This window comes from Halomonas sp. AOP13-D3-9, assembly GCF_052379125.1.
GTDB lineage: Bacteria > Pseudomonadota > Gammaproteobacteria > Pseudomonadales > Halomonadaceae > Vreelandella.
The window spans coordinates 43,612-64,227 of the sequence record NZ_JBQSYH010000026.1; the positions used below are offsets into that span (position 1 = coordinate 43,612).

At 53.9% G+C, this 20,616-nt stretch carries 20 protein-coding genes; 6 read left to right on the forward strand and 14 right to left on the reverse strand.

Annotated elements, in window-relative coordinates; all coding sequences use genetic code 11:
* Nucleotides 1–124 precede the first annotated feature (124 nt).
* A complete protein-coding gene (argA, locus tag ACT3UM_RS22450; RefSeq protein ID WP_498902262.1) occupies nucleotides 125–1,438 on the forward strand; it encodes an amino-acid N-acetyltransferase in 1,314 nt (437 codons plus the stop codon).
* A 38-nt stretch (nucleotides 1,439–1,476) separates the two neighbouring features.
* Here argA and ACT3UM_RS22455 read toward each other — a convergent pair whose 3' ends face one another.
* Nucleotides 1,477–2,043, reverse strand: a complete 567-nt coding sequence (locus tag ACT3UM_RS22455; RefSeq protein WP_498902263.1) for a carboxymuconolactone decarboxylase family protein — start codon at nucleotides 2,041–2,043, stop codon at nucleotides 1,477–1,479.
* A gap of 48 nt (nucleotides 2,044–2,091) precedes the next feature.
* Nucleotides 2,092–3,417, reverse strand: coding sequence for an aspartate aminotransferase family protein (locus tag ACT3UM_RS22460; RefSeq protein WP_498902264.1), 1,326 nt, complete (start codon nucleotides 3,415–3,417; stop codon nucleotides 2,092–2,094).
* Nucleotides 3,418–3,579: 162 nt separating this feature from the next.
* On the opposite strand from ACT3UM_RS22460, the gene ACT3UM_RS22465 reads away from it, so the two are divergent.
* The gene (locus ACT3UM_RS22465; protein ID WP_498902265.1) at nucleotides 3,580–4,467 is read left to right on the forward strand and encodes a MurR/RpiR family transcriptional regulator; all 888 of its coding nucleotides are present in this window, start codon (nucleotides 3,580–3,582) and stop codon (nucleotides 4,465–4,467) included.
* Nucleotides 4,468–4,510: 43 nt separating this feature from the next.
* Here the strand turns inward: ACT3UM_RS22465 and ACT3UM_RS22470 are convergent, their stop codons facing one another.
* From ACT3UM_RS22470 to ACT3UM_RS22480, 3 genes are all read right to left on the reverse strand, one after another.
* Nucleotides 4,511–5,770, reverse strand: a complete 1,260-nt coding sequence (locus ACT3UM_RS22470; protein ID WP_498902266.1) for a type II toxin-antitoxin system HipA family toxin — start codon at nucleotides 5,768–5,770, stop codon at nucleotides 4,511–4,513.
* Nucleotides 5,757–6,011, reverse strand: coding sequence for a helix-turn-helix domain-containing protein (locus ACT3UM_RS22475; RefSeq protein ID WP_498902267.1), 255 nt, complete (start codon nucleotides 6,009–6,011; stop codon nucleotides 5,757–5,759). The genes ACT3UM_RS22470 and ACT3UM_RS22475 overlap by 14 nt, the downstream gene beginning before the upstream one ends.
* Nucleotides 6,012–6,238: 227 nt before the next feature.
* Nucleotides 6,239–7,093: an SDR family oxidoreductase gene (locus tag ACT3UM_RS22480; RefSeq protein WP_498902268.1), complete on the reverse strand. Its 855-nt coding sequence runs from the start codon at nucleotides 7,091–7,093 to the stop codon at nucleotides 6,239–6,241.
* Between the two features lie 435 nt (nucleotides 7,094–7,528).
* On the opposite strand from ACT3UM_RS22480, the gene ACT3UM_RS22485 reads away from it, so the two are divergent.
* Nucleotides 7,529–7,672 carry a hypothetical protein gene (locus ACT3UM_RS22485; RefSeq protein ID WP_498902269.1) on the forward strand — a complete coding sequence of 48 codons (144 nt, stop codon included), beginning with the start codon at nucleotides 7,529–7,531 and terminating at the stop codon, nucleotides 7,670–7,672.
* 47 nt (nucleotides 7,673–7,719) lie between these two features.
* On the opposite strand, the gene ACT3UM_RS22490 is transcribed toward ACT3UM_RS22485, so the two are convergent.
* Entirely contained in the window at nucleotides 7,720–8,589 is an 870-nt protein-coding gene (locus ACT3UM_RS22490; RefSeq protein WP_498902270.1) for a hypothetical protein, read from the reverse strand.
* A 64-nt stretch (nucleotides 8,590–8,653) separates the two neighbouring features.
* Nucleotides 8,654–10,003: an exodeoxyribonuclease VII large subunit gene (gene xseA / locus ACT3UM_RS22495; RefSeq protein ID WP_498902271.1), complete on the reverse strand. Its 1,350-nt coding sequence runs from the start codon at nucleotides 10,001–10,003 to the stop codon at nucleotides 8,654–8,656.
* 109 nt (nucleotides 10,004–10,112) lie between these two features.
* On the opposite strand from xseA, the gene ACT3UM_RS22500 reads away from it, so the two are divergent.
* On the forward strand, nucleotides 10,113–10,625 hold the full coding sequence (locus ACT3UM_RS22500) for an opioid growth factor receptor-related protein (protein ID WP_498902272.1): 513 nt from the start codon (nucleotides 10,113–10,115) through the stop codon (nucleotides 10,623–10,625).
* A gap of 20 nt (nucleotides 10,626–10,645) precedes the next feature.
* Here ACT3UM_RS22500 and ACT3UM_RS22505 read toward each other — a convergent pair whose 3' ends face one another.
* Together ACT3UM_RS22505 and ACT3UM_RS22510 are read right to left on the reverse strand one after the other, a co-directional pair.
* Nucleotides 10,646–11,398 (reverse strand): hypothetical protein, encoded by a 753-nt coding sequence (locus ACT3UM_RS22505; protein ID WP_498902273.1) that lies wholly within the window; start codon nucleotides 11,396–11,398, stop codon nucleotides 10,646–10,648.
* A gap of 106 nt (nucleotides 11,399–11,504) precedes the next feature.
* Entirely contained in the window at nucleotides 11,505–13,235 is a 1,731-nt protein-coding gene (locus ACT3UM_RS22510; RefSeq protein ID WP_498902274.1) for an SWIM zinc finger family protein, read from the reverse strand.
* 213 nt (nucleotides 13,236–13,448) lie between these two features.
* On the opposite strand from ACT3UM_RS22510, the gene guaB reads away from it, so the two are divergent.
* Both guaB and guaA read left to right on the forward strand, forming a co-directional pair.
* Nucleotides 13,449–14,918, forward strand: a complete 1,470-nt coding sequence (guaB, locus tag ACT3UM_RS22515) for an IMP dehydrogenase (RefSeq protein ID WP_498902275.1) — start codon at nucleotides 13,449–13,451, stop codon at nucleotides 14,916–14,918.
* A gap of 97 nt (nucleotides 14,919–15,015) precedes the next feature.
* Nucleotides 15,016–16,593 carry a glutamine-hydrolyzing GMP synthase gene (gene guaA, locus ACT3UM_RS22520; RefSeq protein ID WP_498902276.1) on the forward strand — a complete coding sequence of 526 codons (1,578 nt, stop codon included), beginning with the start codon at nucleotides 15,016–15,018 and terminating at the stop codon, nucleotides 16,591–16,593.
* A gap of 321 nt (nucleotides 16,594–16,914) precedes the next feature.
* On the opposite strand, the gene ACT3UM_RS22525 is transcribed toward guaA, so the two are convergent.
* The 5 genes from ACT3UM_RS22525 to ACT3UM_RS22545 all read right to left on the reverse strand — a co-directional run.
* Nucleotides 16,915–17,526, reverse strand: coding sequence for a Cap15 family cyclic dinucleotide receptor domain-containing protein (locus tag ACT3UM_RS22525; RefSeq protein ID WP_498902277.1), 612 nt, complete (start codon nucleotides 17,524–17,526; stop codon nucleotides 16,915–16,917).
* On the reverse strand, nucleotides 17,527–17,964 hold the full coding sequence (locus tag ACT3UM_RS22530) for a hypothetical protein (RefSeq protein WP_498902278.1): 438 nt from the start codon (nucleotides 17,962–17,964) through the stop codon (nucleotides 17,527–17,529).
* Nucleotides 17,965–18,422: 458 nt separating this feature from the next.
* Complete coding sequence (locus ACT3UM_RS22535; protein ID WP_498902279.1) at nucleotides 18,423–18,728, reverse strand: hypothetical protein; 306 nt, start codon at nucleotides 18,726–18,728, stop codon at nucleotides 18,423–18,425.
* A gap of 104 nt (nucleotides 18,729–18,832) precedes the next feature.
* Nucleotides 18,833–18,988, reverse strand: a complete 156-nt coding sequence (locus ACT3UM_RS22540; protein WP_498902280.1) for a hypothetical protein — start codon at nucleotides 18,986–18,988, stop codon at nucleotides 18,833–18,835.
* Between the two features lie 1,375 nt (nucleotides 18,989–20,363).
* Nucleotides 20,364–20,616: IS30 family transposase (locus ACT3UM_RS22545; protein ID WP_498902281.1), on the reverse strand; the 253-nt coding region annotated here is incomplete at its 5' end.

Consider the following 20,616-nt stretch of genomic DNA (forward strand, 5'->3'; position numbering starts at 1 on the left):
ATCTGCATTAGATTGAGCAGATTTGCATTAGAAGGTGCCGCTGTTTTTTGTGCTCTGGTAAAGTAACCTGATTGGATGTGGTAAACGTCTGATTTTTCTTTCACCTGCTGCCGGAGAGCGGCCCTTGGATAAGCGCTTCCCCTTTGTCGATTGGTTTCGTAACGCCTCCCCTTACATCAATGCTCACCGGGGGCGAACCTTTGTCATCTTAATTGAAGGCGAAGCGATGGCGTCTGGCCGAGGGGAGCAGCTGATTCAGGATTTGGCGCTGCTGCATACCCTGGGCGTGCGTTTGGTTGTCGTGTTCGGCATTCGCCCTCAGGTGCATGAAGCGTTGACTGCCTCCGGCGTAGAGCCCACGCGTATCGATGGCCGCTGGGTCGCGGATCGCGCGGTGATGGCCCATGTTGAGCAGGTCGCTGCCCACCAGCGGCTATGGCTTGAAGCGCGGCTCTCCCTTGGCCTGCCCAGCACGCCGTTGCACGGCGTAGAACTCAGCGTGATTTCTGGCAACCTGGTGACCGCCAAGCCGCTCGGCGTAAGGGAAGGGGTCGATTTCGACCACAGCGGTGAAGTACGCCGGGTGCGGGCCAGCGCCATCGAAGGCTTGCTGGAAAAAGGCTCATTGGTATTACTGCCGCCGCTAGGGTTCTCTAGCACCGGTGAGGTGTTCGATTTGGACGCCTCCGAGGTGGCCCAGCATGCCGCCGTGGCGCTAAAAGCCGACAAGCTGATTTTGCTGGGTGAGTCCGAAGGCTTGGAGGATGAGCAGGGCGCGCTGCTGCGCCAGCTCTCTCCAGCGGAAGCCGAGCCGCGTTTAACCCACGCTGTTCCAGGCAGCGAGTTAGCCCGCCATTTACAGGCCGCCTGCACCGCCGCTAGGGAAGGCGTGGCACGCACGCACCTGCTTTCCTGGCGCAACCACGATGCCCTGCTGGGTGAGTTGTTCACCCGGGACGGCGTGGGCACCATGATTACTCAGCACCGCTATGAACAGCTGCGCCCGGCCACGCTTAACGATGTGGCGGGTTTGTTGGAGCTGCTGGAGCCGCTGGAGCGGAGAGGGATGCTAGTGGCGCGCTCCCGGGAGCGCCTGGAGCACGAAATTGATGACTACATGGTGATCGAGCGCGACGGCATGGTGATTGGTTGCGCGGCGCTGCATGTATTTACGGATACCACCATTGCCGAACTCGCCTGCGTGGCAGTGCACGACAGCTACCGCGGCGGCGAGCGCGGCGAGCGCCTGGTGGAAGCCATGGAGCGCCGCGCCCGCCAGCGCGGTTTGACGGAAATATTCGTGCTCACCACCCATACCGCCCACTGGTTTGTAGAGCACGGCTTCCGCGCTGCCAGCCTGGAAGACCTACCCCCGCTAAAACGCGAAACCTACAACCACGCCCGCAAATCGAAGGTGCTGGTGAAGCAACTAACATAACCCGCTTTTTAAAAGGGGTAACCGTTAGCTCAGCTGTTTTATGAGCTGGAACCCGGCGCTATTGAAAACAGCGCCGGCATTTTTTGCGCTTGTTGCTGAATATTGTCATCAATTGGCGTGTCGTAGGTGTTAAGCAGATAGCCCAGCACTGAATAGAAACCTACCATGGCGATCAGGTCGATCACCGCCTTACGCCCGATCGCCTCAGCAAGTGCTGCTTCCTGCTCCTGGGCTAGCATGCGCTCGTCGAACAGCGCATCCACGGCATTAACGATAAGACCATCGATGCCTTCGGGGTTACCGCGAATCTCATTGATCCGCTGTTCGGAAAACCCCAGGGCGAGTGCACGACTGACATGGTGAGCCCACTCGTATTCCGCCCCCATACGCAGGCCTGCGCGTAGAATCACCACTTCGGTCAATTCCGGGCCTAACGCATTCTCCTTAACAACGTGTTGGCGCAAGGGCGCCCACGCTTCCAGCAGGGCCGGGTGATGGGCCATGGTGCGATAGACGTTGAGTGCGCCAGCAAAGCCTTCGCGTAAATCCGCGATCTCCTCAGGCCAATCAGCGTCGGAAACAGGCGGGCAGGGGGAGGGTGTCATGGGTTAGCTCCAGTCAGATCGTTATTTGAGATCGTTGTTCTTTCATCATTACTCAGCGATGGCCGCGTCGATGGCCCCGGCAATACGCTCAATCATCAGATCGACTTCATCAGGCGCAATGATATAGGGCGGTGCCAGCAAGATATGGTCACCGTGAATGCCATCAATAGTGCCGCCCATCGGGTAGCTGATCAGGCCACGGGCCATGGCCTGGCGCTTGATCTTGGCGTGAAGCTTGCGAGCCGGATCGAAAGGCGCTTTGCTCTCTCTGTCCGCCACCAACTCAATGCCGCGAAACAAGCCTCTGCCGCGAATATCGCCCACATGGGGCGATGCGCCGAGCGCCGATTCCAGGCCGCTTTGCAGTCTCGTGCCCATGGCGTTTACGTTCGCCAGCGTCTCCGGCCGGGCGATGATCTCAACCACTTTGTTGGCGGCTGCGGCGGCGACAGGGTGACCAAGGTAGGTATGACCATGCTGAAACAGCCCAGACCCATTAGCAAAACTGGCGTAGATGTTGGCCGATAGCATCACCGCCCCGATAGGCTGATAGCCGCCGCCCAACCCCTTGGCGATGGTGACGATATCCGGCGTTACCCCATCCTGTTCACAGGCGAATACCGTGCCGGTTCTGCCCATGCCGCACATCACTTCGTCGAGGATCAGCAGTACGCCATATTTATCGCAAATGGCGCGCACGCGTTTGAAGTAATCTGCCTCAGAGGCCACCGCCCCTAAAGTGGCGCCAACGACGGGTTCGGCAACGAAGGCCATGACTTCGTCAGGGCCAAGTTCCAGAATCTTTGCCTCAAGCTCCTCGGCAAGCCGTGACGCGTAGGCCTCGGGCGTCTCATCGGTGCCCTTGTCACGATAGGCATAGCAGGGCGATACATGGTGGGTCTCTGGCAGGAGGGGCTGAAACTGCTGGCGCCGCATGGCATTGCCACCGGTGGCCAATGCACCGATAGTGTTGCCGTGGTAACTCTGACGCCTGGCAATGATATGCCGCCGCTGGGGCTGATTAATCTCTACAAAGTACTGCCGCGCCATTTTCAGCGCCGCTTCAACGGCTTCTGACCCACCCGACACCAAGTAGACGTAATCCAGCCCCTTGGGGGCTAAAGCCACCAGTTTTTCGGCAAGCGCTTCGGCGGCATCGGTAGTGAAGAAGGAGGTGTGGGCGTAACAGAGGCTATCGATCTGCGCGCGCATGGCCGCCAGCACTTCCGGGTGGGCGTGACCGACGCTGGTGACTGCCGCACCTCCCGAACCATCCAGGTAGCGACGCCCGGTGGTATCGGTGATATAGACACCCTGCGCCGACGCTGCATGGGGCAGTGCCCCGCCGATACCACGGTGAAGAATACGCGTCATAGCCCCTGGCCCTCATTATCAGACGGTGAGTAATTCATATGACAATGAGATTGGCACACTCATAAAGATGTTTGCAACAAATAAATCATTTAAATATAGTATGAATCATGTGGATCATTTTCTCACAAAGCCAACCCTTATTTCTTCACAGAGCCAACCACTATGCAGCCAAGCGATTCGCTAAGAGAGCAGATAATTGCCCAGTACGATGCCATGTCTGCGCAGCTGCAAAAGGCGGCTCGCTATGTGCTTGAGCATCCTGAAGAAGTGGCGCTGGTCTCCATGCGTGAGGTGGCGCGCTATGCGGGTGTGCAGCCCGCCACTATGACAAGGCTTGCCAAGTACTTGGGGTTGCCAGGTTACGATGAGCTTCGGGCGCAGCATGCGGCGGCGCTGCGTCAGGGAGGCGATGGCTTCGCGGCCAAGGTTCGCCAGCGGGAGGGGAAAGGCTGTGAAAGGGGGGCAAGCGCTACCGCCTCGCATATGCTGCAAGGGCTAAGCGCCCAGCTTGCCAAGCTCTGCGAGCCTGATTCGCTGCGACGGCTGGAAGCCACCGCCAACCGGCTGAGGTCAGCGAGAAAGGTCTATGTGTTAGGTTTACGTTCCAGCCATGCCGTTGCCTGGCACTTCCATTACGTGATGACCCTACTGGGCGAGCGTTCGGTTCACCTGGATGGGCCTGGAGGAACCGGCGGAGATGGGCTAATTCGTGCCATGTCTGAGGATGTATTGCTCGTTATCTCCATCAAGCCTTATGCAAGTGATACGCTGGAACTGGCCCAATTGGCAAAAGAGCAGGGGGTGGGCATTGTTTCGATCACCGATAGTGAAGTGTCGCCGCTGGTAGCGCTGTCAGAGCAGGCTGTTTTTTGCCCCACGGAAAGCGATAGTTTCTTCCATACGTTAACTCCCGCGTTAGCAGTCTCGGAAGTGCTGTGCAGTTTATTGGCGGAATTCGACCGGCCTAAGACGCTAGAGGCGTTGCAACAGGCGGATGAACACCTCTCTTATCTCAATACCTATGCGACCGCTATTCCCAGGCGGCAGTGAGAGGCGAGGTCAGTCAGGCATATTGCCCTGGGTAGATCATTACTTAAGCCGACCAGCGTTTTGTCATTTTTTGGCAGTTTTGTTTGATGCGCCGAGACAGGCGCTCTAACAATACATGCTCTGTACCTGGCGTTGCGATCTCCTGCAGAGCCTCTATCACAGCGGGTAAAACGCTGAGTATCTCATCGGCGAGACGTGCGCCTAAACTCATGAAGTAAGCAGGTTTAAATCCCAACGCCTGGGCGAGTGACGCAAGGTGTGAGCGTTCGATACTGCCGGGCTGATCAATGCCTGACACTCGAAAAGCAAAGCGGTTAGAGAGACCGCTATAGAGCGTCGTGCACATGAGATCGTAAAACGGGGCTAGTTGAACGCCCTGCGGCGTTTGCAATATAGAGAGGTTTTTGGCGTGGCTGTCATTGTTACCAATAAACAGGTTGAAAAAAAACCACTGCGAAAAACGCAGCAGGTCTTTAGCGGGAACACCCGCCGCCTGAAGTAACTGCCGACACTCAATGAGACCAGGCCCTCCGTCGCTTTCGTATTTGAGGGTGGAAGGTGTCCCTGCTAACTGGCAAATATCTAGCTGGTGATAACGCTGTAAGTTGCCATGCTCATCATAAAAACGGTCATAGCGCTTAACTAAACAGGCGCGTGTTTGAGGCTGGAAGGTAGTTTCAGCTACCCCTAGCGCTAATGCAGCGGCTAGTTGCATACAGAGCGTTTCATTAAGTGCAGAACACCAAACGCCTTTCAAACCACGGATATCCGGCTTCAAAATATGGCTTGAAGGCGCGGCCCCTTCAGGCAACGCTGGGCTGCCATCGGCGAGTACCATTAGCAGCAGTTTATTTTGAGCGCCCGCTAATGAAATTCGCGCTTGGGGAGCAAGCTGCCCGGTTAATTCACTCTGGGTGTCGTTATGCAGAAAGTCGTTTATAGCTTCCCAGTGCGTCTTGCGATAGCTGGCTGGGCGGGGCGTTTCACCTTGTGGGAGCAAGGTGTAGCCACTCGCCGTATCACCGCCAATCGACCCTAAAAGACCAAAAACAGAGGTGGTGTGGTGGCGTAGCTCAATATAGCGACGTAGCTCGCCTTCAGGCAGTAGGTTTTCGAAGTATGCCAGCACACTATCGCCGCTATGACGTTGTTGAGTCAGCGGTAGCTGGGGCGAAAGGCTATTCGCTTGGTTATTGGCTAGCCATTCCTGGGTATAGTCAAACCGCAACGGCTGAGTGTTATGCAAACGCCCGACATGCAGTTCCCCCCAGAACAGGTCAAGCGCTTCGCTATGGGCGGCCATGGTGATTCCCTTTGCGCTGTATAATCACTTCCAATCCCATTAGATCCAAAACATCGAGTACTTTTTGTAGCTGCAGGGTTGGCTTGCCGCGCTCAAGATCGACGATAAAGCGGTTGCCTGTACCCGCAAGCCCGGCAACATCACTTTGCAGCAATGATTGATCACGCCGGGTTTGTTGAACTAGCTTGCCCAGCTCTTCACTGTTGCGAATACGTTTTGCACTCTCTATCTGGGAGCTCATAGCGACTGTCCGATAAAATTACCGTACGGTAATGATAGACCATATTAGCGATCAAAACGCTATGATTATTCCCGATCGGTAATTTTTAGTGTTTAGAAAGGCTTTCTGGAAGGAAATATTCCCGAGCGGGAATATTTGGCGGTGCCGAGATTTTATACACAGTGTTCTAACAAAAGGGTGGCTCAAAGCCACCCCGGTAATACGCGCTATATCTTAATAACAAATGCTTAAGTATTTAAGATAACGCCACCATTCAGGTGCATGGTCTGGCCACTCATATAGGAAGACTCCTCGCTGGCCAAATAGACGTACGCAGGCCCCATTTCGCTGGGCTGCCCGGCGCGCTTCATGGGCACCTGGCCGCCGAATGACGCCACCTTCTCATCCTCAAAGCTGGCCGGAATCAGCGGCGTCCACACCGGCCCTGGCGCTACGGCGTTAACGCGAATGCCCCGATCCATCAGCGACATCGCCAGTGAGCGCACCAAGCCTTGAATGGCGCCTTTGGTGGCGGTGTAATCGATTAGCGTATCGTTGCCTTTAAAGGCATTGATCGAAGAGGTGGCAATAATGGTGTCGCCTTCGCTGAGATGCGGCAGGGCAGATTTGGTGAGATAGAAGTGGCTAAAGATATTGGTCTGGAAGGTGCGCAGCAGTTGATCATCAGGGATCTCGGTAATGTCATCCCAGTCATACTGCTCGGCGGCATTATTGATGACGATATTGATTTTGCCGAAATGGTTGAGGGTGCGCTTAACGATCTCACGGCAAAACGCTGGTGCTGCTACATCGCCTTTCAACACCAAACAGCGGCGGCCTTCGGCTTCCACCAGCCGCTTGGTCTCTTCCGCATCTTGGGTTTCTTTAAGGTGCACGATCACGCTGTCGGCACCTTCGCGGGCATAGTGAACGGCCACTGAACGCCCTATGCCGCTGTCGCCACCGGTAATAATCGCGACCTTGTCCAGTAACTTATCGGCGCCCCGGTAGCTTTCACGAATGTATTCGGGCTCCGGGCGCATGGCGTGTTCATCACCAGGCTGTTTATCCTGGTGCTGGGGTGGTTGGTGTTGATCACTCATGTGCGGTCACTCCATTGTTGGCACAATTGTTGGCACACTCTGGTTGGCACTTGGATTAGTTATCGTAAAACATCACTTACTAACCACTGTTCAGACCCTCGTATCCTCGAGTGCCTTCACGCTGTAAACGTAGACCAAGGTAGTAACAACGGCAAACCGGGAAGCGAACGCTGAGCAATAAAACGGTTGGTCATGCAGAGAAATGATAGTGGCAGGTTATTGATGCTATCAATATTGCTAATGTAGCTGCTATAAAGCTATTTACTTGTTTTAAGTGTTTGTTTTAAATATTTTTTAATTGCAGTTATGTCGTGGGTGCTTATGAGGGTGAATTGCAAGTTGAAGGGGAAGGGCTACAGTTAAGTCAGCCAGGGATAGGAGGCACCACGAACGCCTCCCACTCTTTCGCTCACCCACCACGGTAAGGAAGAAGCGATGACTCAAGTTCCCGAGAAGGACAAAAAAGCCCCTAAAGATCGTGACGATCATCACGATGAGGCTAATCCGATGCCGGATACCCATCATGTGAACCCGGAATCCGATGACGATAAAAAGTCAGGCAGTGATTCCAAACGATAAGCTAAACAACACAGGCGCTGCTTCAAGTAGCGCCTTTTCTATTAGCGCTAAACCTCTATGTTGATTGAGGGCGTTAATACGGAAACCTCACCTAGCGAGGTAGGCAGCAATTGCCCCAAAGAAGAGTAGAGGGCGTCAGAGGTTGATGCCGCAACCGCGTGATCCGTCTTCTCCATGACTTCTTCGGCTTTCTTTAGCTCACGACGGGCTTCTTTATCTTCTTCGTTCAGCCTAATCTTGAGCATGTTAACGGCTTCGCGCAGTTCTTTTTGCGCGTCAGTCAGTACGCCGAGCTCGGTGGCTTCATCACCTTCAGTTTCGCCCGCTGCTTTCTCGGCCTCTTGCTCAGCGGCTTTTTCAGCATCATCTTCGGCTGTTTGCGCATTGGCTTCGGCTTGCTGCGCGTCGCTCGACACACTTGCCTGGGCGCTCTCATCACCACCCGCCTGGGCCCCGGCTGATTCAGCGCCGCTGGGTTGAGCGACCGCTGGTGGAGCTGCTGCCGATGCAACTGCTGACGTCGAAATCACTGACGGGATCGCGGTCATTCCAGCACCACCGCCCCCTTGGCTGTTCAACAGCTTAGCCGCACCGGCAAGCTCACGGGCGATGCTCTTGAGCTCCTTGGCCATGTTTTTAAGCTGTTCAGGCGAGGCGAAGGCCATCATGGCTTTCAGCATTTCAATCCGCTGGCGCAGGAAGCCCACTTTATCGCTGGCCTGCTGCTGGGAGGCTTCCTTGGGAGTCGGTAGCGACGCCAAACTCTCCAACGCTTCCTGCTGCTTTTTAAGACGCTTTGTGAACGGGTCGTCTTCTGCAGGCTCGCTCTTTTGCGGGGCGACGCGGGTCGGCGTTAAAAACTGCGGCTTATCCTGGCGCTGATTAATAAACGTGAATGACGAAAATCCAATCTTCATGGCGATATCCTCTCCTCATTGTTATTAGGTATCGGCCATTTAGCTTAGGTCTTTAACCCCCGCTTTAACCCCCGGACTTTAAACGCCGCTTAACTTCCACGCTTAGCCTGCCTTCACCCAGCTTCAATTTAAGCTTCTGGCCGGGCTGGGTATCTTCCGCGCGACGAATGACCTGGCCCTGCTCATCCTGGGCAATCGCATAGCCGCGACCTAGCACCGCCAGCGGGCTGACCGCGTTTAGCTCACGGGCGGCGCTGGTTAAGCGCGTTTGGCGAGTTTCCAGCTGGCGCTGCATGGCACTGCCCAAACGGCGCTGTAACTGGCCCACGCGTTCACTTTCTGCGCGGTGCAAGCGGGCCATATCCTGGCTGGCTAGCCGCCTACTCAATTGCGTTAACTGGGCTTTTTGCTGGGTGAGCGTTAGCTGCATAGCGCGGTTTAAGCGCTGGTTGAGGGCGGTTAAATGCTGGCGCTGGCGGTTGAGCTGCTCGCCTGGGTGGCGCAGCTTAGCGCGCAGGGTATCCAGCCGCTGGCTGTCGCGCTCTAGGCGTGCCTGCATGGCCCGCTGTAAACGGCCGTGTTGATGTTCAAGCTGGCGCTTGAGGGTGGTTTGATCCGGCACCAAGCGTTCGGCGGCGGCCGATGGTGTAGGCGCGCGCATATCGGCGGCAAAATCCGCCAGGGTGATATCCACCTCGTGGCCCACCGCCGACATCACCGGCAGTCGGGAGTGAAAAATCGCTCGTGCCAGATGTTCGTTATTAAACGCCCACAGGTCTTCCAGGCTGCCGCCGCCGCGGGTAATAAGGATGACATCGCGATCCGGGTCTAGCTTCGTCTGGCGGTTTAATAGCCCTAGAGCCGAAATCATTGCCGGGGCGGCTTCGGCACCCTGCACCGGCACCGGTATCAGCGTCACGTCCGCCAGCGGCCAGCGCGCTTCCAGCACCGCCAGCACATCGCGAATGGCCGCCCCTGTGGCGGAGCTCAAAATCAGCAGTTTGCGCGGCGGAAAGGGGAGCGGCCGGGCGTTGGCAAACACGCCTTCGCCCTCCAACTGCGCTTTCAAGCGCTCAAACGCCGCCAATAGCTCGCCCAGGCCCGCCGCCTGCACGGCCTCGGCAATCAGTTGATAATCGCCGCGGGGTTCAAATAGCGACACCCGCCCGCGCAGCTTGACCTGATCGCCGTCGCGCATCGGCGCCGAAACAAACCGCGCCCGCTGACGAAACAGCGCGCAGCGGATCTGCGCTCGGTCATCCTTCAAGGTGAAATAGACATGCCCGGAAGCGGGGCGGGAAACGTTAGAGAGCTCGCCCTCCACCCACACCTCGCCCACATCCCGCTCAAGGGTTTGCTTGGCGCGCTGATTGAGTTGGCTGACGGAGAGCGTTGTGGGCGTTGGTGCGTTCATTACTATCCCTTGCTTTAGGGAATCCGGGAATCTTTACAGCTAGTCGCGTAAAGTGGTGTCGTTACTTCAAAGTATCATTGTATTACTGAGGGAATCACGAGGAAATGCTATGAGCCACCAGCTTACACCGCTGATCGCTTTTTACCGTGGCGAGGCACCGGATCATAAAGGGCGCTATATCAATGCCATTTGGGCCTTGTCGCACTTCTGGCTGGAGCACACCCATGATTATATTCAATGGCTTTTTCCCATTCCCGAGGCTGGCCGTTTTAACGCTTTTGCACCGCTACTGACGGATGTTGAGCGTGAAGTATTTCAAGACGATAGTGCGTTACGCGAGCAGCAGCGTGTGTCGCTGGATGTGATGTTAAGTTTTTTGGGTTTAGTGCGGGATGGGCTCAACATTACAGCCCAACCGAGCCTCAATATCCGCGATCATATTTGGCTCAAAGCAGGTGGGCATAATCACCTACGTATCTCGCGGATGATTCGTTCGTTGGCACTTTGTCATCAGTACGATCTGGCGTTAGCTGTACAGGAAGCCGTGGTACGTATTGGTACCGAGCAGGGAATCGTCTCGAATGCCTCGATCCAGTATTGGAGCGAGGCACATAAGGAATAAACGGTATTATTCGGATACTGTTACTGGCATGCCGCAATAATAGAAAAGCCGTAAAGCCTTACGTCTGGCGTTCCTTCAACGAGGCAGCCTCTTCGGCGTGATGTGGTTACCGGCTCTGTTAGTGGCTGGAAGTAGCTGAAGTGGTAGCTCGCTGGGACATCGTTATTCACGTCGGTATCTAACTGAGATACGATTCTTTCGTGTGTTGCAGAGCTGAGCGCTTCCCATTGATCCGTATTGCCCTTCTGTCTGTTATCCACATGCAGATAGAGGGCGATAGGAAGCTTGATAACCTTCTTCTTTAGTGCTTTTCCCAGGCTTGCTTCATCAAGCTCGATGAGCTGATTGACGGCTTTCTGCCACGGGCGAACGAGTCGCTGTGTAGTGGTTATATCTTCTTCACCAGGTTGACGACCATTCACAGAAGCACGAATGACTTTCAGTTCGACGAGAAAGCTGGTGCTGCGATAGTCGAAAATGATATCCACTCGGCCTTTGCCGCTTGCTTCATCTGTCTGACGAGATACCTGTACTTCAGTGGCAATGTGGCCAATCTGGCTATTAAAGCCATCACTGAGCAGCGCCTTGATAAAGGTACCGTAGAGTTCCCGCTCATTGGGAATACGCGTATTGCGAATGAAATGACGCGTATCTGGATCGTCAAGCGCTTCCCCCAAAGCACTGCATAACGTCACCATCATATCGCGCGAAACACGTGCCCCCGTGATGTTATCCGGATTGCTGTAGTAGAGCTGCCTAGGTTGGTCTGCCATCCTTGTTCCCTTTTATTAATAATAAACAGCATGATACACCTCTTAGCCATACTATTCGCTTAAGGGGTTGCTTGGCGCGCTGGTTGAGTTGGCTGACGGCTACCTCTTATTTGAGCGTGTCTGAAAAGGCTTCGTCCAACCACTTGATGAAATTACGCTTGGCCTTAAATTCGCTACGTAACTGCGTCAGCAGTTGCGCAAAAGCGGCGTATTGAGGCGATGTTTCCAGGCCCTTTTTAAGCTCTTTAAGCAACGCGATGCCTTGTCGATAGCCCTGCTTATTGGTTTGTTCCACATGTACCCGTACCAACCTCTGGTACAGCTGTATTCGAGCGTCGGGGGAGGGCAGGGCTCGGGCTAGTTGGTGCAACAGGTGCGCAGATACCTGGTGTTCAGTGCAGAATGCATAGGCATCGTCCAAACGTCCCTCGTGTAAGTAAATTTCCAATAAGCTGTCTTTTGCCCGCTGTGATTGGTAGAAGGGCACCTTCTCCGACGGTTGGGAAATGCATTTTAATAGCCAGTCACAGGCCCGCTGGCGATAATCGTTGGCTAGCTGATGTGTTTCCATTAGCGCTACTAGCTGCCGGTAATCTTCTAACTGTTGGGTGTGCTGATAGATATTCCACTGTTGCTCTGCCGCCGCGTCTGCTTCGCCGCGGTGCAGCTTTAGGCGGATCTCAAGCCGGTTGCGTTCAAGCCGCCAGCGAGAGTCGTTTTTTGTCTCACACTTAGCAGCAGAAATTAGCCATGCTTCCACCTGATCCCAGGCTTCATACTCAATACACTGTTTAGCGGCTGCTAGACAATCCTTCTCATCGCTGATGGTTTTCTGATATAGCGCCAGTATAGCGGGCAGGTCACCTGCGGCTTGTGCGCGTTTGAGTAACGGATCGCGCAGGCGAATCAAACGGTAGCGCTCTTCCCATTCCATGGTGGCCGCTTGGTTCGGCAGCTCATCCAGGGCTTGTTGCAGGCGCTCATGGTAGGCATCTTGGCTCGCCTGGCTCAGCACATCCAAATAGGCATCGGGAATGGGTGGGTATCGATCCTCTTCCCCGCCAAACGATTTTTCATAGAGATAGCCTGCTAGCTTGTCGGCAGGCCAGTCGAGCCGCTTTACGGTCTGAATATGCAAAGTGTGTAAGAGGTGTTCGCAGTGGAAACGGAAGCCGCCGGAGTCATCAATGGTTTCCAGGGCTTTATCCATGCGCGCGAGTGCGTAGTCCACCAACGCCAAACTTTTCTCTGCAGGCAGTTGCGGCACCTGCTCGGCAAGCTGTTCTATAACGGCTTCGGCTTTGCTGAAATAGTGGCTCACTTGAGAGTAACGGAACAACCCGCGATTGATGGGCAACGCAGCGGTGATGCGTTTTTTCAGCGCCTTGTGATCCAGGACGCCAAGTGCCGCATCCGCTTTCAATGACCACTGTTGGTGCAGCACAGGGTCATTTTCAATAAGCGTTAGCAGCGTTTCGAGCAGCGAGGGTTTGTCTAACGTCTCTAAGTAAGCGTGAAGGCGATCTGACGTGTCGCCCTCTGCCAACTGTGCTTGTTTGGCATGCTCGGCGCGGTAGGCTAGGGCAACGGCCACGCAATGTTTGCAGAAATCAATGCCTTCTGAGGCAGGGCAGTTACATCCCCCTGTCAAGCCACGCTTGGTTAACTTCAATGCCACATGGTAAAGCTCGCTGCCCTCGACGTCAGCGCTAATGGTGGCACCGCTTTTATCCCAGTTGATCACCATACCCTGTTGGTAATATTGAACCCCTCGGGCAAAAGCCGCGTCACCCGCCAGCATCATCAGCTGTGAGTCTGAAATTAACGTCTCATCCATTGTCGCTTCCTGCCACTTATGTAGAGCTAAATGACGTATAGGCTAACATTAACCGCAGGGTGCTGACTGTCACGGGGTATGCGCTAGCAGCGAGCCAAGCAGAAGCAGTGACGTGGAGTCGGGGCAGTGGCATTGCTGGGACACCCCTCAAAACGCTATAATAGGCGATTAACCTTTCACGCCCCACTTCCTCTCAATCAGGGTGTTGCCGCTATGCTACGTATGGCCCAAGAAGCACTAACGTTCGATGACGTTCTCCTCGTTCCCGGCTTCTCCGATGTTCTTCCCAAGGATGTCAGCCTCAAAACCCGCCTGACTCGCAATCTCTCGCTCAATATTCCACTAATCTCTGCTGCGATGGACACCGTTACCGAAGCGCGTCTAGCGATTGCGATGGCCCAGGAAGGCGGCATCGGCATCATCCATAAGAGCATGGCCATGACCCAGCAAGCCGCTGAGGTACGCAAGGTCAAAAAGCACGAAAGCGTGATTGTGAAAGACCCGGTCACCGTTAGCCCCAAAGCCAAGCTCGAAGACCTGCTCACCATGGCGCGTGAATACGGCTTCTCCGGTTTCCCTGTAGTAGAAGGTGAGACGCTGGTGGGTATTGTGACCGAGCGTGACATGCGCTTCCAGCCCAACCACGGCGACAGCGTAGCGGACATCATGACCCCCCGCGAGCGCCTGGTGACCGTCAAGGAAGGCACCGATCTCGAAACCAGCAAAGCCAAGATGCGCGAACACCGCATCGAAAAAATGCTGATCGTCGATGACGAGTTCCACCTGCGCGGCCTGGTCACCTTCCAGGATATCGAAAAAGCCCGCACCTACCCAATGGCCGCCAAAGATAGCGACGGTCGTTTGTTAGTCGGCGCGGCGGTCGGCACCGGCCCGGAAACGCCGGATCGCGTTGCCGCACTGGTGGAAGCCGGGGTAGACGTGATTATCGTCGATACCGCCCACGGCCACTCCAAAGGCGTGATCGACCGCGTACGCTGGATCAAAGAGAACTTCCCGGCCATTCAGGTGATTGGCGGCAACATCGCCACCGCCGGTGCTGCCCGTGCGCTGGCGGAAGCGGGCGCGGATGCCGTGAAAGTCGGTATCGGCCCTGGCTCAATCTGCACCACGCGCATTGTAGCTGGCGTTGGCGTACCGCAAATTACCGCGGTTTCCAACGTAGCCGAAGCGCTCAAAGAGTACGACATTCCGCTGATTGCCGACGGTGGCATTCGCTACTCCGGCGACCTGGCCAAGGCGATTGCCGCTGGCGCCAGCGCCGTGATGGTCGGTGGCCTGCTGGCCGGTACCGAAGAAGCACCGGGCGAAGTCGAGCTTTACCAGGGCCGTACCTACAAAGCCTACCGCGGTATGGGCTCTATGGGCGCCATGTCGCAAAACCAGGGCAGCGCTGACCGCTACTTCCAGGATAAGAGCGAAGGCGCCGAGAAGCTGGTGCCGGAAGGCATTGAAGGCCGCGTTCCCTATAAAGGCATGATGGGCGCTATCGTCCACCAGCTGATGGGTGGGCTGCGCGCTTCCATGGGCTACACCGGCTGCCGCGATATTCAGGAAATGCGCACCAAACCGGAGTTCGTACAGATTACCGGCGCTGGTTTTAACGAATCCCACGTCCACAACGTGCAGATCACCAAAGAAGCCCCCAATTATCGGGTGAGCTAACCAGCGTAGTTAGTTAAAACGGCGGCGGGCACAACAGCTCGCCGCTTGCTTTTTGGCCTTACCAGCGGCACCCACACCGCTTAACCGAGACCCCGCCATGAGTGACATTCACGCCCATAAGATTTTGATTCTCGACTTCGGCTCGCAGTACACCCAACTGATCGCCCGCCGCGTACGCGAGATCGGCGTTTATTCCGAAGTCCGCGCGTTTGATATCACCGAAGAAGAGATCCGCGAATACAACCCCAACGGCATTATCATGGCCGGTGGCCCGGAATCCGTGACGGAACTGGACTCCCCGCGTGCGCCCCAGTGCGTGTTTGAAATGGGCCTGCCGGTGTTTGGTATCTGCTACGGCATGCAAACCATGGCCGAGCAGCTGGGCGGTAAGGTAGAAGGCTCCAACCAGCGCGAATTCGGCTACGCGCAGATTCAGATCGACGAAGACAACGCGCTGTTCAAAGACATCAAAGACCACGTAGACGCGAAAAGCGGCAAAGCCCTGCTAGACGTATGGATGAGCCACGGCGACAAGGTCGCCCAAGCGCCCGACGCGTTCACCGTGACTGCCTCCACGCCGAGCTGCCCGATTGCCGCCATGGCCTGGGAAGAAAAGCAGTTTTACGGCGTACAATTCCACCCGGAAGTAACCCACACCCTGCAGGGCCAGCGCATTCTTGAGCACTTCGTGCTGGATATCTGTAAAGCCGAAAAGCTGTGGACGCCCGCACAAATCATCGAAGACCAGGTACAGCGCGTGCGCGAGCAAGTGGGCGACCGCCACGTACTGCTCGGCCTCTCCGGCGGCGTGGATTCTTCCGTAGTTGCCGCGCTGCTGCATAAAGCGATTGGCACCCAACTGACCTGCGTCTTCGTCGACAACGGCCTGCTGCGTAAAGCGGAAGGCGACCAGGTAATGGAGACCTTCGCCAAGCACATGGGCGTGAAGGTAATCCGCGTAGACGCCGAAGACCTGTTCCTCGGCAAGCTGGCGGGCGAGAAAGACCCGGAGCTAAAGCGCAAAATCATCGGCAACACCTTTATCGACGTATTCGATGAAGAGGCCAGCAAAATTGACGGCGTGGACTTCCTCGCCCAGGGCACCATCTACCCGGACGTGATCGAATCCGCCGCCTCCAAAACCGGCAAAGCGCACGTAATCAAATCCCACCACAACGTCGGTGGCCTACCGGAAACCATGAAGCTCAAGCTGGTCGAGCCGCTGCGCGAACTGTTTAAAGACGAAGTGCGCAAACTCGGCCTGGAACTCGGCCTGCCCTACGATATGGTCTACCGCCACCCATTCCCTGGCCCCGGCCTGGGCGTGCGCATCCTCGGCGAAGTGAAGAAAGAGTACGCCGACATCCTCCGCGACGCCGACGCCATCTTCATCGAAGAGCTGCGCGCCTCTGGATGGTACGAAAAAACAAGCCAGGCGTTCGCCGTGTTCCTGCCGGTGAAATCGGTAGGCGTCGTCGGTGACGGCCGCCGCTACGAATGGGTCATCGCGCTACGCGCGGTAGAAACCATCGACTTCATGACCGCCCGCTGGGCGCACCTGCCCTATGAGCTGCTGGAAAAGGTTTCTAATAGGATTATCAATGAGTTGGCGGGGGTTTCGCGGGTGACTTATGATGTTAGTAGTAAGCCGCCTGCTACTATTGAGTGGGAGTGAAAAAGTCTCTATTACTGACTGGAGTCAAGTAGTAGACACTCTGAAGCCCGTGCAATCGCGGGCTTCTTTTTGCTAAAAGCATTTAGTTTAGCAACGAGTGTATTGTCAATTGCTCATAATTCTATATGTGTCTAATAAAGGTCGACGTTTAAAAGTATCAATAAAAAGGCGTCAATCTTCATCCTACATACTTCTCTGTAAACCATTACTCGATAGAATCATCAGCTGTGATAGTTGAATTTTATTAAAAATTAGGTGTTTTTTACTGGCCGATCATATCACTCTTTTATAGACAGTCTCGCCGCTGTCAAGTGCCGAAAACTAACCTGACGAGCTATTTTGAAACGGCCTTACTAGCTCAAAATGCCCATCAGTTGCAACGCTTGTAAAATAGTTTCCAGCTAGTTTTATAGATTCTGCCTCAAAGAACCTTAGATAAGCCGATCCTTCGTAAGGCTCACTCATCTTAATTCCAGTTTTCTTAGGTATAACACGATAGAAATAGAAAATCTGAGCACGTCCTGACTCAGGGTCTTTCTTGGGCACTATAGCCAAAGTTTGTGAATCTGAGTCTTTTGACAGTACTTCCATACTCATACTGAGCCAACTTTGTTTAATGAAAGCTTTGGCTTGAATCTGGTCATTTTTACCGCCTTTCCGGTGGTGAATTGTCATGTTCCATTCACCGTTAAGGTCTGGGAATAACCAGCTATTTAAGAAGGGTAATAATGCCCAGAGCTTTCTCCAGCCCCAGTAAACAAAACCTAAAAATAAGAGATTCAGCACAGCTCCCCCTCGCAATGCTATGCTGAACAATTCAGCTGTTTGGTCAGAGTGGTATCTGTTTAGAAACTCGTAGACACCAATTACACATATGCAGTATGCAATTGCTACAAATCCCATCACTCTTAACGGATAAATTATTAAAAACATTTACGCTCTCTCGAAAAAAATTTCCTGTCCATTCTTAAAAATGACAGTGCCTAACGAATCAGTAGCTATGCCACACAGATGCACATCTGGTATGGTTGAGCCGAACAGGGCTGCCACATAACGCCCCCCAAATTTCCGGCTTCTATCGATGACTACGTTTTCCATTATAGGTGGGGAGAAGTACTGAGAAAGCGCCACTAGATTAAGATCTGGTGTGAGAACATGAAAGCCATCATGTAGGTCGCTTGTTAACCTAGAAATCGCGGCTAAAGATATAGCAACATCCTCTGCTTGAGGTACTTCGATTCCCAATCTAAGCGGGAATATAGGAAGTTTGGTATCTGGATTACATACAATCACACCTACACCAGTAAACTCATCGCCTGCTAACGTTCTCGCTCTACTGAGTACTTCTATTAATTCATTAATCATATGCATACCTAAATCATTTCAGCTCTGCTAACGACAATATCCTGATCAGAGGTTGCGTAACCTGCAAAGACTTGTACCGAAGTTTTAATCATGACAACAATAGCGCAATTTTAACTAGATATCGCATTTATCGAAATATGTTCAGGATTTACTGAGGATTACTCGATGTCTCCCCATTTCCAAGCACCGAGATACCCGGGGCTGCGTCACGACCATTGCCTGCTATCTGCGAGGTATCGGTTGTACTGATCCATCCGAGCAGTCGTAATTCTAGTAGGTTATCGGTCAGGAGGTTACGTTTGCGTTCTTCGATGTTCTTTGCTATTACGTCCACTCTCGTAGAGCACCCAACTTTATACTCATCAATGAAATAGACGGGCGCGCTGCATTCCCAGCTCCGTCACCGGAGCTAGTCGAGTAGTATCTTGACCATATCCCGGTTTGAGTGTGCGGTTTTCTTCCTCTTAAGTGCGATCAAGAGGCCGGCCGTGAATTGCCAGTATGACGAATCCGCCGGCAGACTGTAGCCGCTGATCATCACTGCCAGCAATGGGGGATTCGTCTGTTCCCCAATGCGCTTGACTGGGCGTTATCGCATCCGGATTGCCTTGCTCGACATCATTCAATCCCATGGTGAAATCATGGAGGTCTACCGCGGAGAAAGAGACCTCGGCAGCGATCACTGGATTTTGTCTGCACCAATTCCACCATTCCTCAGCGCTGGAGAAGCCTGCCATCTGCCATGGCTGAAGCACATTCTGACCTAACACGATTGGGAAGACGGTCTTTCGAGCCTGGTCGACGGCCCCTATCAATCCAATACCCGCTCCGGGCCAGCTAGTTTCTACCTAGGACACCATGGCTGTATAGGCTTTTATGGCTTGGCATCAGGATTGTCACCAACGCCCATGACGAAGTCGGAACCGAGCAGCTCTATTTCAGCCCGAAAAGGGCGCTGCTGAACGAGGATATCTTTCTCGGCGTATTTCAGATCCAGTCGACGAAGGTCCTCCAGCATCCATGTACTCATGTGGGGCTATCCTATCGGCCGTTGGCGAGTCGTCGCAGAAAAGTTCGCTCTTTGAGCAGTACCACATGCAGGCGCAAGGTGCTGTGATCCTCATCTTAGAGGCCTGGATGTGAGCCTTCGCTGTGCAACATTTTTATAAGGACGTTGACGTAGTTCTTACCCTCCTGAGCCCATTCGTTGCGGGTTATCGAAAGAAATCCTTCTTCCGCCAGCAACGGCCGCCGGTTTTCCGAACTTTGGCGCCTATCTACGTCTTCAGGCTGTGCTTTCCGGGCAATGTCGTCGAACAGGCTTCCGAGGAACGTCCTCAGCTATCCGTTGCAGGCTGCCCAGTCACCGCGCGTATGGGCCTCAATTGCTTGGTCGAGGTGCCCCAATGGCGTCGCGAAGTCGAATGACTTCAATATCTGATGCATCTCGTCGTCAGTTTTGGGAATCAAGTCTTCTTCTGAAAGCGCAGCACGAAGGGAAGCATTGTGGCCTCGATATTTCCAGTTAAGCACATAGCCATCACGGGCAAGGCCGCGTACGAGAGCGGTTTGCTGGGGTGTGTTAAACTTGGATAAAGAAGCTGTATGGCTTGACGAATCACGGCCTCACCCAGAGTCATGCTGACGTTGAACCTGTCGAGCACGCCCTCAGATTATCGGACAACGATGCGACCAAGCAGATCGCTTTCTTCGCAACGCTGATGTTTGCGCTTGATCAAATTTCGTTTTCGAGACCTAGACGAAGCATAACCTGATTGAAGCGCGCCGGGGTGTGCTTCGAGCAATTCGACGGCAGCAACCAGGGTTGAACGCATCGAGAAGCCTATTTACAGCACAGGCCGAATGACCTGTCTATTTTGATGGTGTGTCGGTCAGCGTTGTATCCATATACAACAGTTTCTCAATTATAGAGACAGGCGACTACTTGATGTTGAGAGCTGTGATAATGCTAACTTAGGTTTTCCTAGCAGATTGGCGCAAATTACGCAAACACAAAGTGCCTTTGTGATGGACATTCGAACCAGTTTGGTAATCTACGGATCCTCGCATTGTAGCTTTGCCAGCCTACTTGGCGATTCTTTTAACGGCTTGTGACGAGATTTTTTAAATTCGGCATCCCTGAAATATTTCCTGGTCCATGGCTCATTGTATTCTTTGGGCATATGAGATGATCTGGTAATACTATGGCGTGCTGAGAATGGGTGTAAGGAGCAGCTAGATTTTGCAACCGCCGTGAATGTGATCAATGAAATTGAAATTACTCAAAATAAATGGGTTAAGGTTATTAAGAAGGAGTTTATATCAGCGTCTGAGTCGTAATGGTAAATGCAAATTTTATTTTATATTTTTATATCCTCATAAAAAATAATTTTGATATCCTGAATTCAAGTAATAAGTGCAGCACCTGCGGTATTCAGGGCCCCTGAGTATTCACCCAGGAAAACCTGTGCCGGTGTTCGATAACCAAGGCGCTTTCTAGGCCGGTCATTTAACTTGTTGACCACTCGTCGCACCTTGGCATCCGTAATCAGTTGGAAGTCCGTTCCCTTAGGAAAATACTGTCGTATCAAGCCGTTCGTATTTTCGTTGGTGTCTCGTTGTCCCGAGCAGTAGGCATCACAGAAATAAACCGACGCG

Excerpts from the sequence above, each read along its gene's own strand:
- ACT3UM_RS22455 (WP_498902263.1), bottom strand. The coding sequence starts at position 2,043 with ATGACACCCTCCCCCTGCCCGCCTGTTTCCGACGCTGATTGGCCTGAG.
- ACT3UM_RS22460 (WP_498902264.1), bottom strand. The coding sequence starts at position 3,417 with ATGACGCGTATTCTTCACCGTGGTATCGGCGGGGCACTGCCCCATGCA.
- ACT3UM_RS22465 (WP_498902265.1), top strand. The coding sequence starts at position 3,580 with ATGCAGCCAAGCGATTCGCTAAGAGAGCAGATAATTGCCCAGTACGAT.
- ACT3UM_RS22470 (WP_498902266.1), bottom strand. The coding sequence starts at position 5,770 with ATGGCCGCCCATAGCGAAGCGCTTGACCTGTTCTGGGGGGAACTGCAT.
- ACT3UM_RS22475 (WP_498902267.1), bottom strand. The coding sequence starts at position 6,011 with ATGAGCTCCCAGATAGAGAGTGCAAAACGTATTCGCAACAGTGAAGAG.
- ACT3UM_RS22480 (WP_498902268.1), bottom strand. The coding sequence starts at position 7,093 with ATGAGTGATCAACACCAACCACCCCAGCACCAGGATAAACAGCCTGGT.
- ACT3UM_RS22485 (WP_498902269.1), top strand. The coding sequence starts at position 7,529 with ATGACTCAAGTTCCCGAGAAGGACAAAAAAGCCCCTAAAGATCGTGAC.
- ACT3UM_RS22490 (WP_498902270.1), bottom strand. The coding sequence starts at position 8,589 with ATGAAGATTGGATTTTCGTCATTCACGTTTATTAATCAGCGCCAGGAT.
- xseA (WP_498902271.1), bottom strand. The coding sequence starts at position 10,003 with ATGAACGCACCAACGCCCACAACGCTCTCCGTCAGCCAACTCAATCAG.
- ACT3UM_RS22500 (WP_498902272.1), top strand. The coding sequence starts at position 10,113 with ATGAGCCACCAGCTTACACCGCTGATCGCTTTTTACCGTGGCGAGGCA.
- ACT3UM_RS22505 (WP_498902273.1), bottom strand. The coding sequence starts at position 11,398 with ATGGCAGACCAACCTAGGCAGCTCTACTACAGCAATCCGGATAACATC.
- ACT3UM_RS22510 (WP_498902274.1), bottom strand. The coding sequence starts at position 13,235 with ATGGATGAGACGTTAATTTCAGACTCACAGCTGATGATGCTGGCGGGT.
- guaB (WP_498902275.1), top strand. The coding sequence starts at position 13,449 with ATGCTACGTATGGCCCAAGAAGCACTAACGTTCGATGACGTTCTCCTC.
- guaA (WP_498902276.1), top strand. The coding sequence starts at position 15,016 with ATGAGTGACATTCACGCCCATAAGATTTTGATTCTCGACTTCGGCTCG.
- ACT3UM_RS22525 (WP_498902277.1), bottom strand. The coding sequence starts at position 17,526 with ATGTTTTTAATAATTTATCCGTTAAGAGTGATGGGATTTGTAGCAATT.
- ACT3UM_RS22530 (WP_498902278.1), bottom strand. The coding sequence starts at position 17,964 with ATGCATATGATTAATGAATTAATAGAAGTACTCAGTAGAGCGAGAACG.
- ACT3UM_RS22540 (WP_498902280.1), bottom strand. The coding sequence starts at position 18,988 with ATGAGTACATGGATGCTGGAGGACCTTCGTCGACTGGATCTGAAATAC.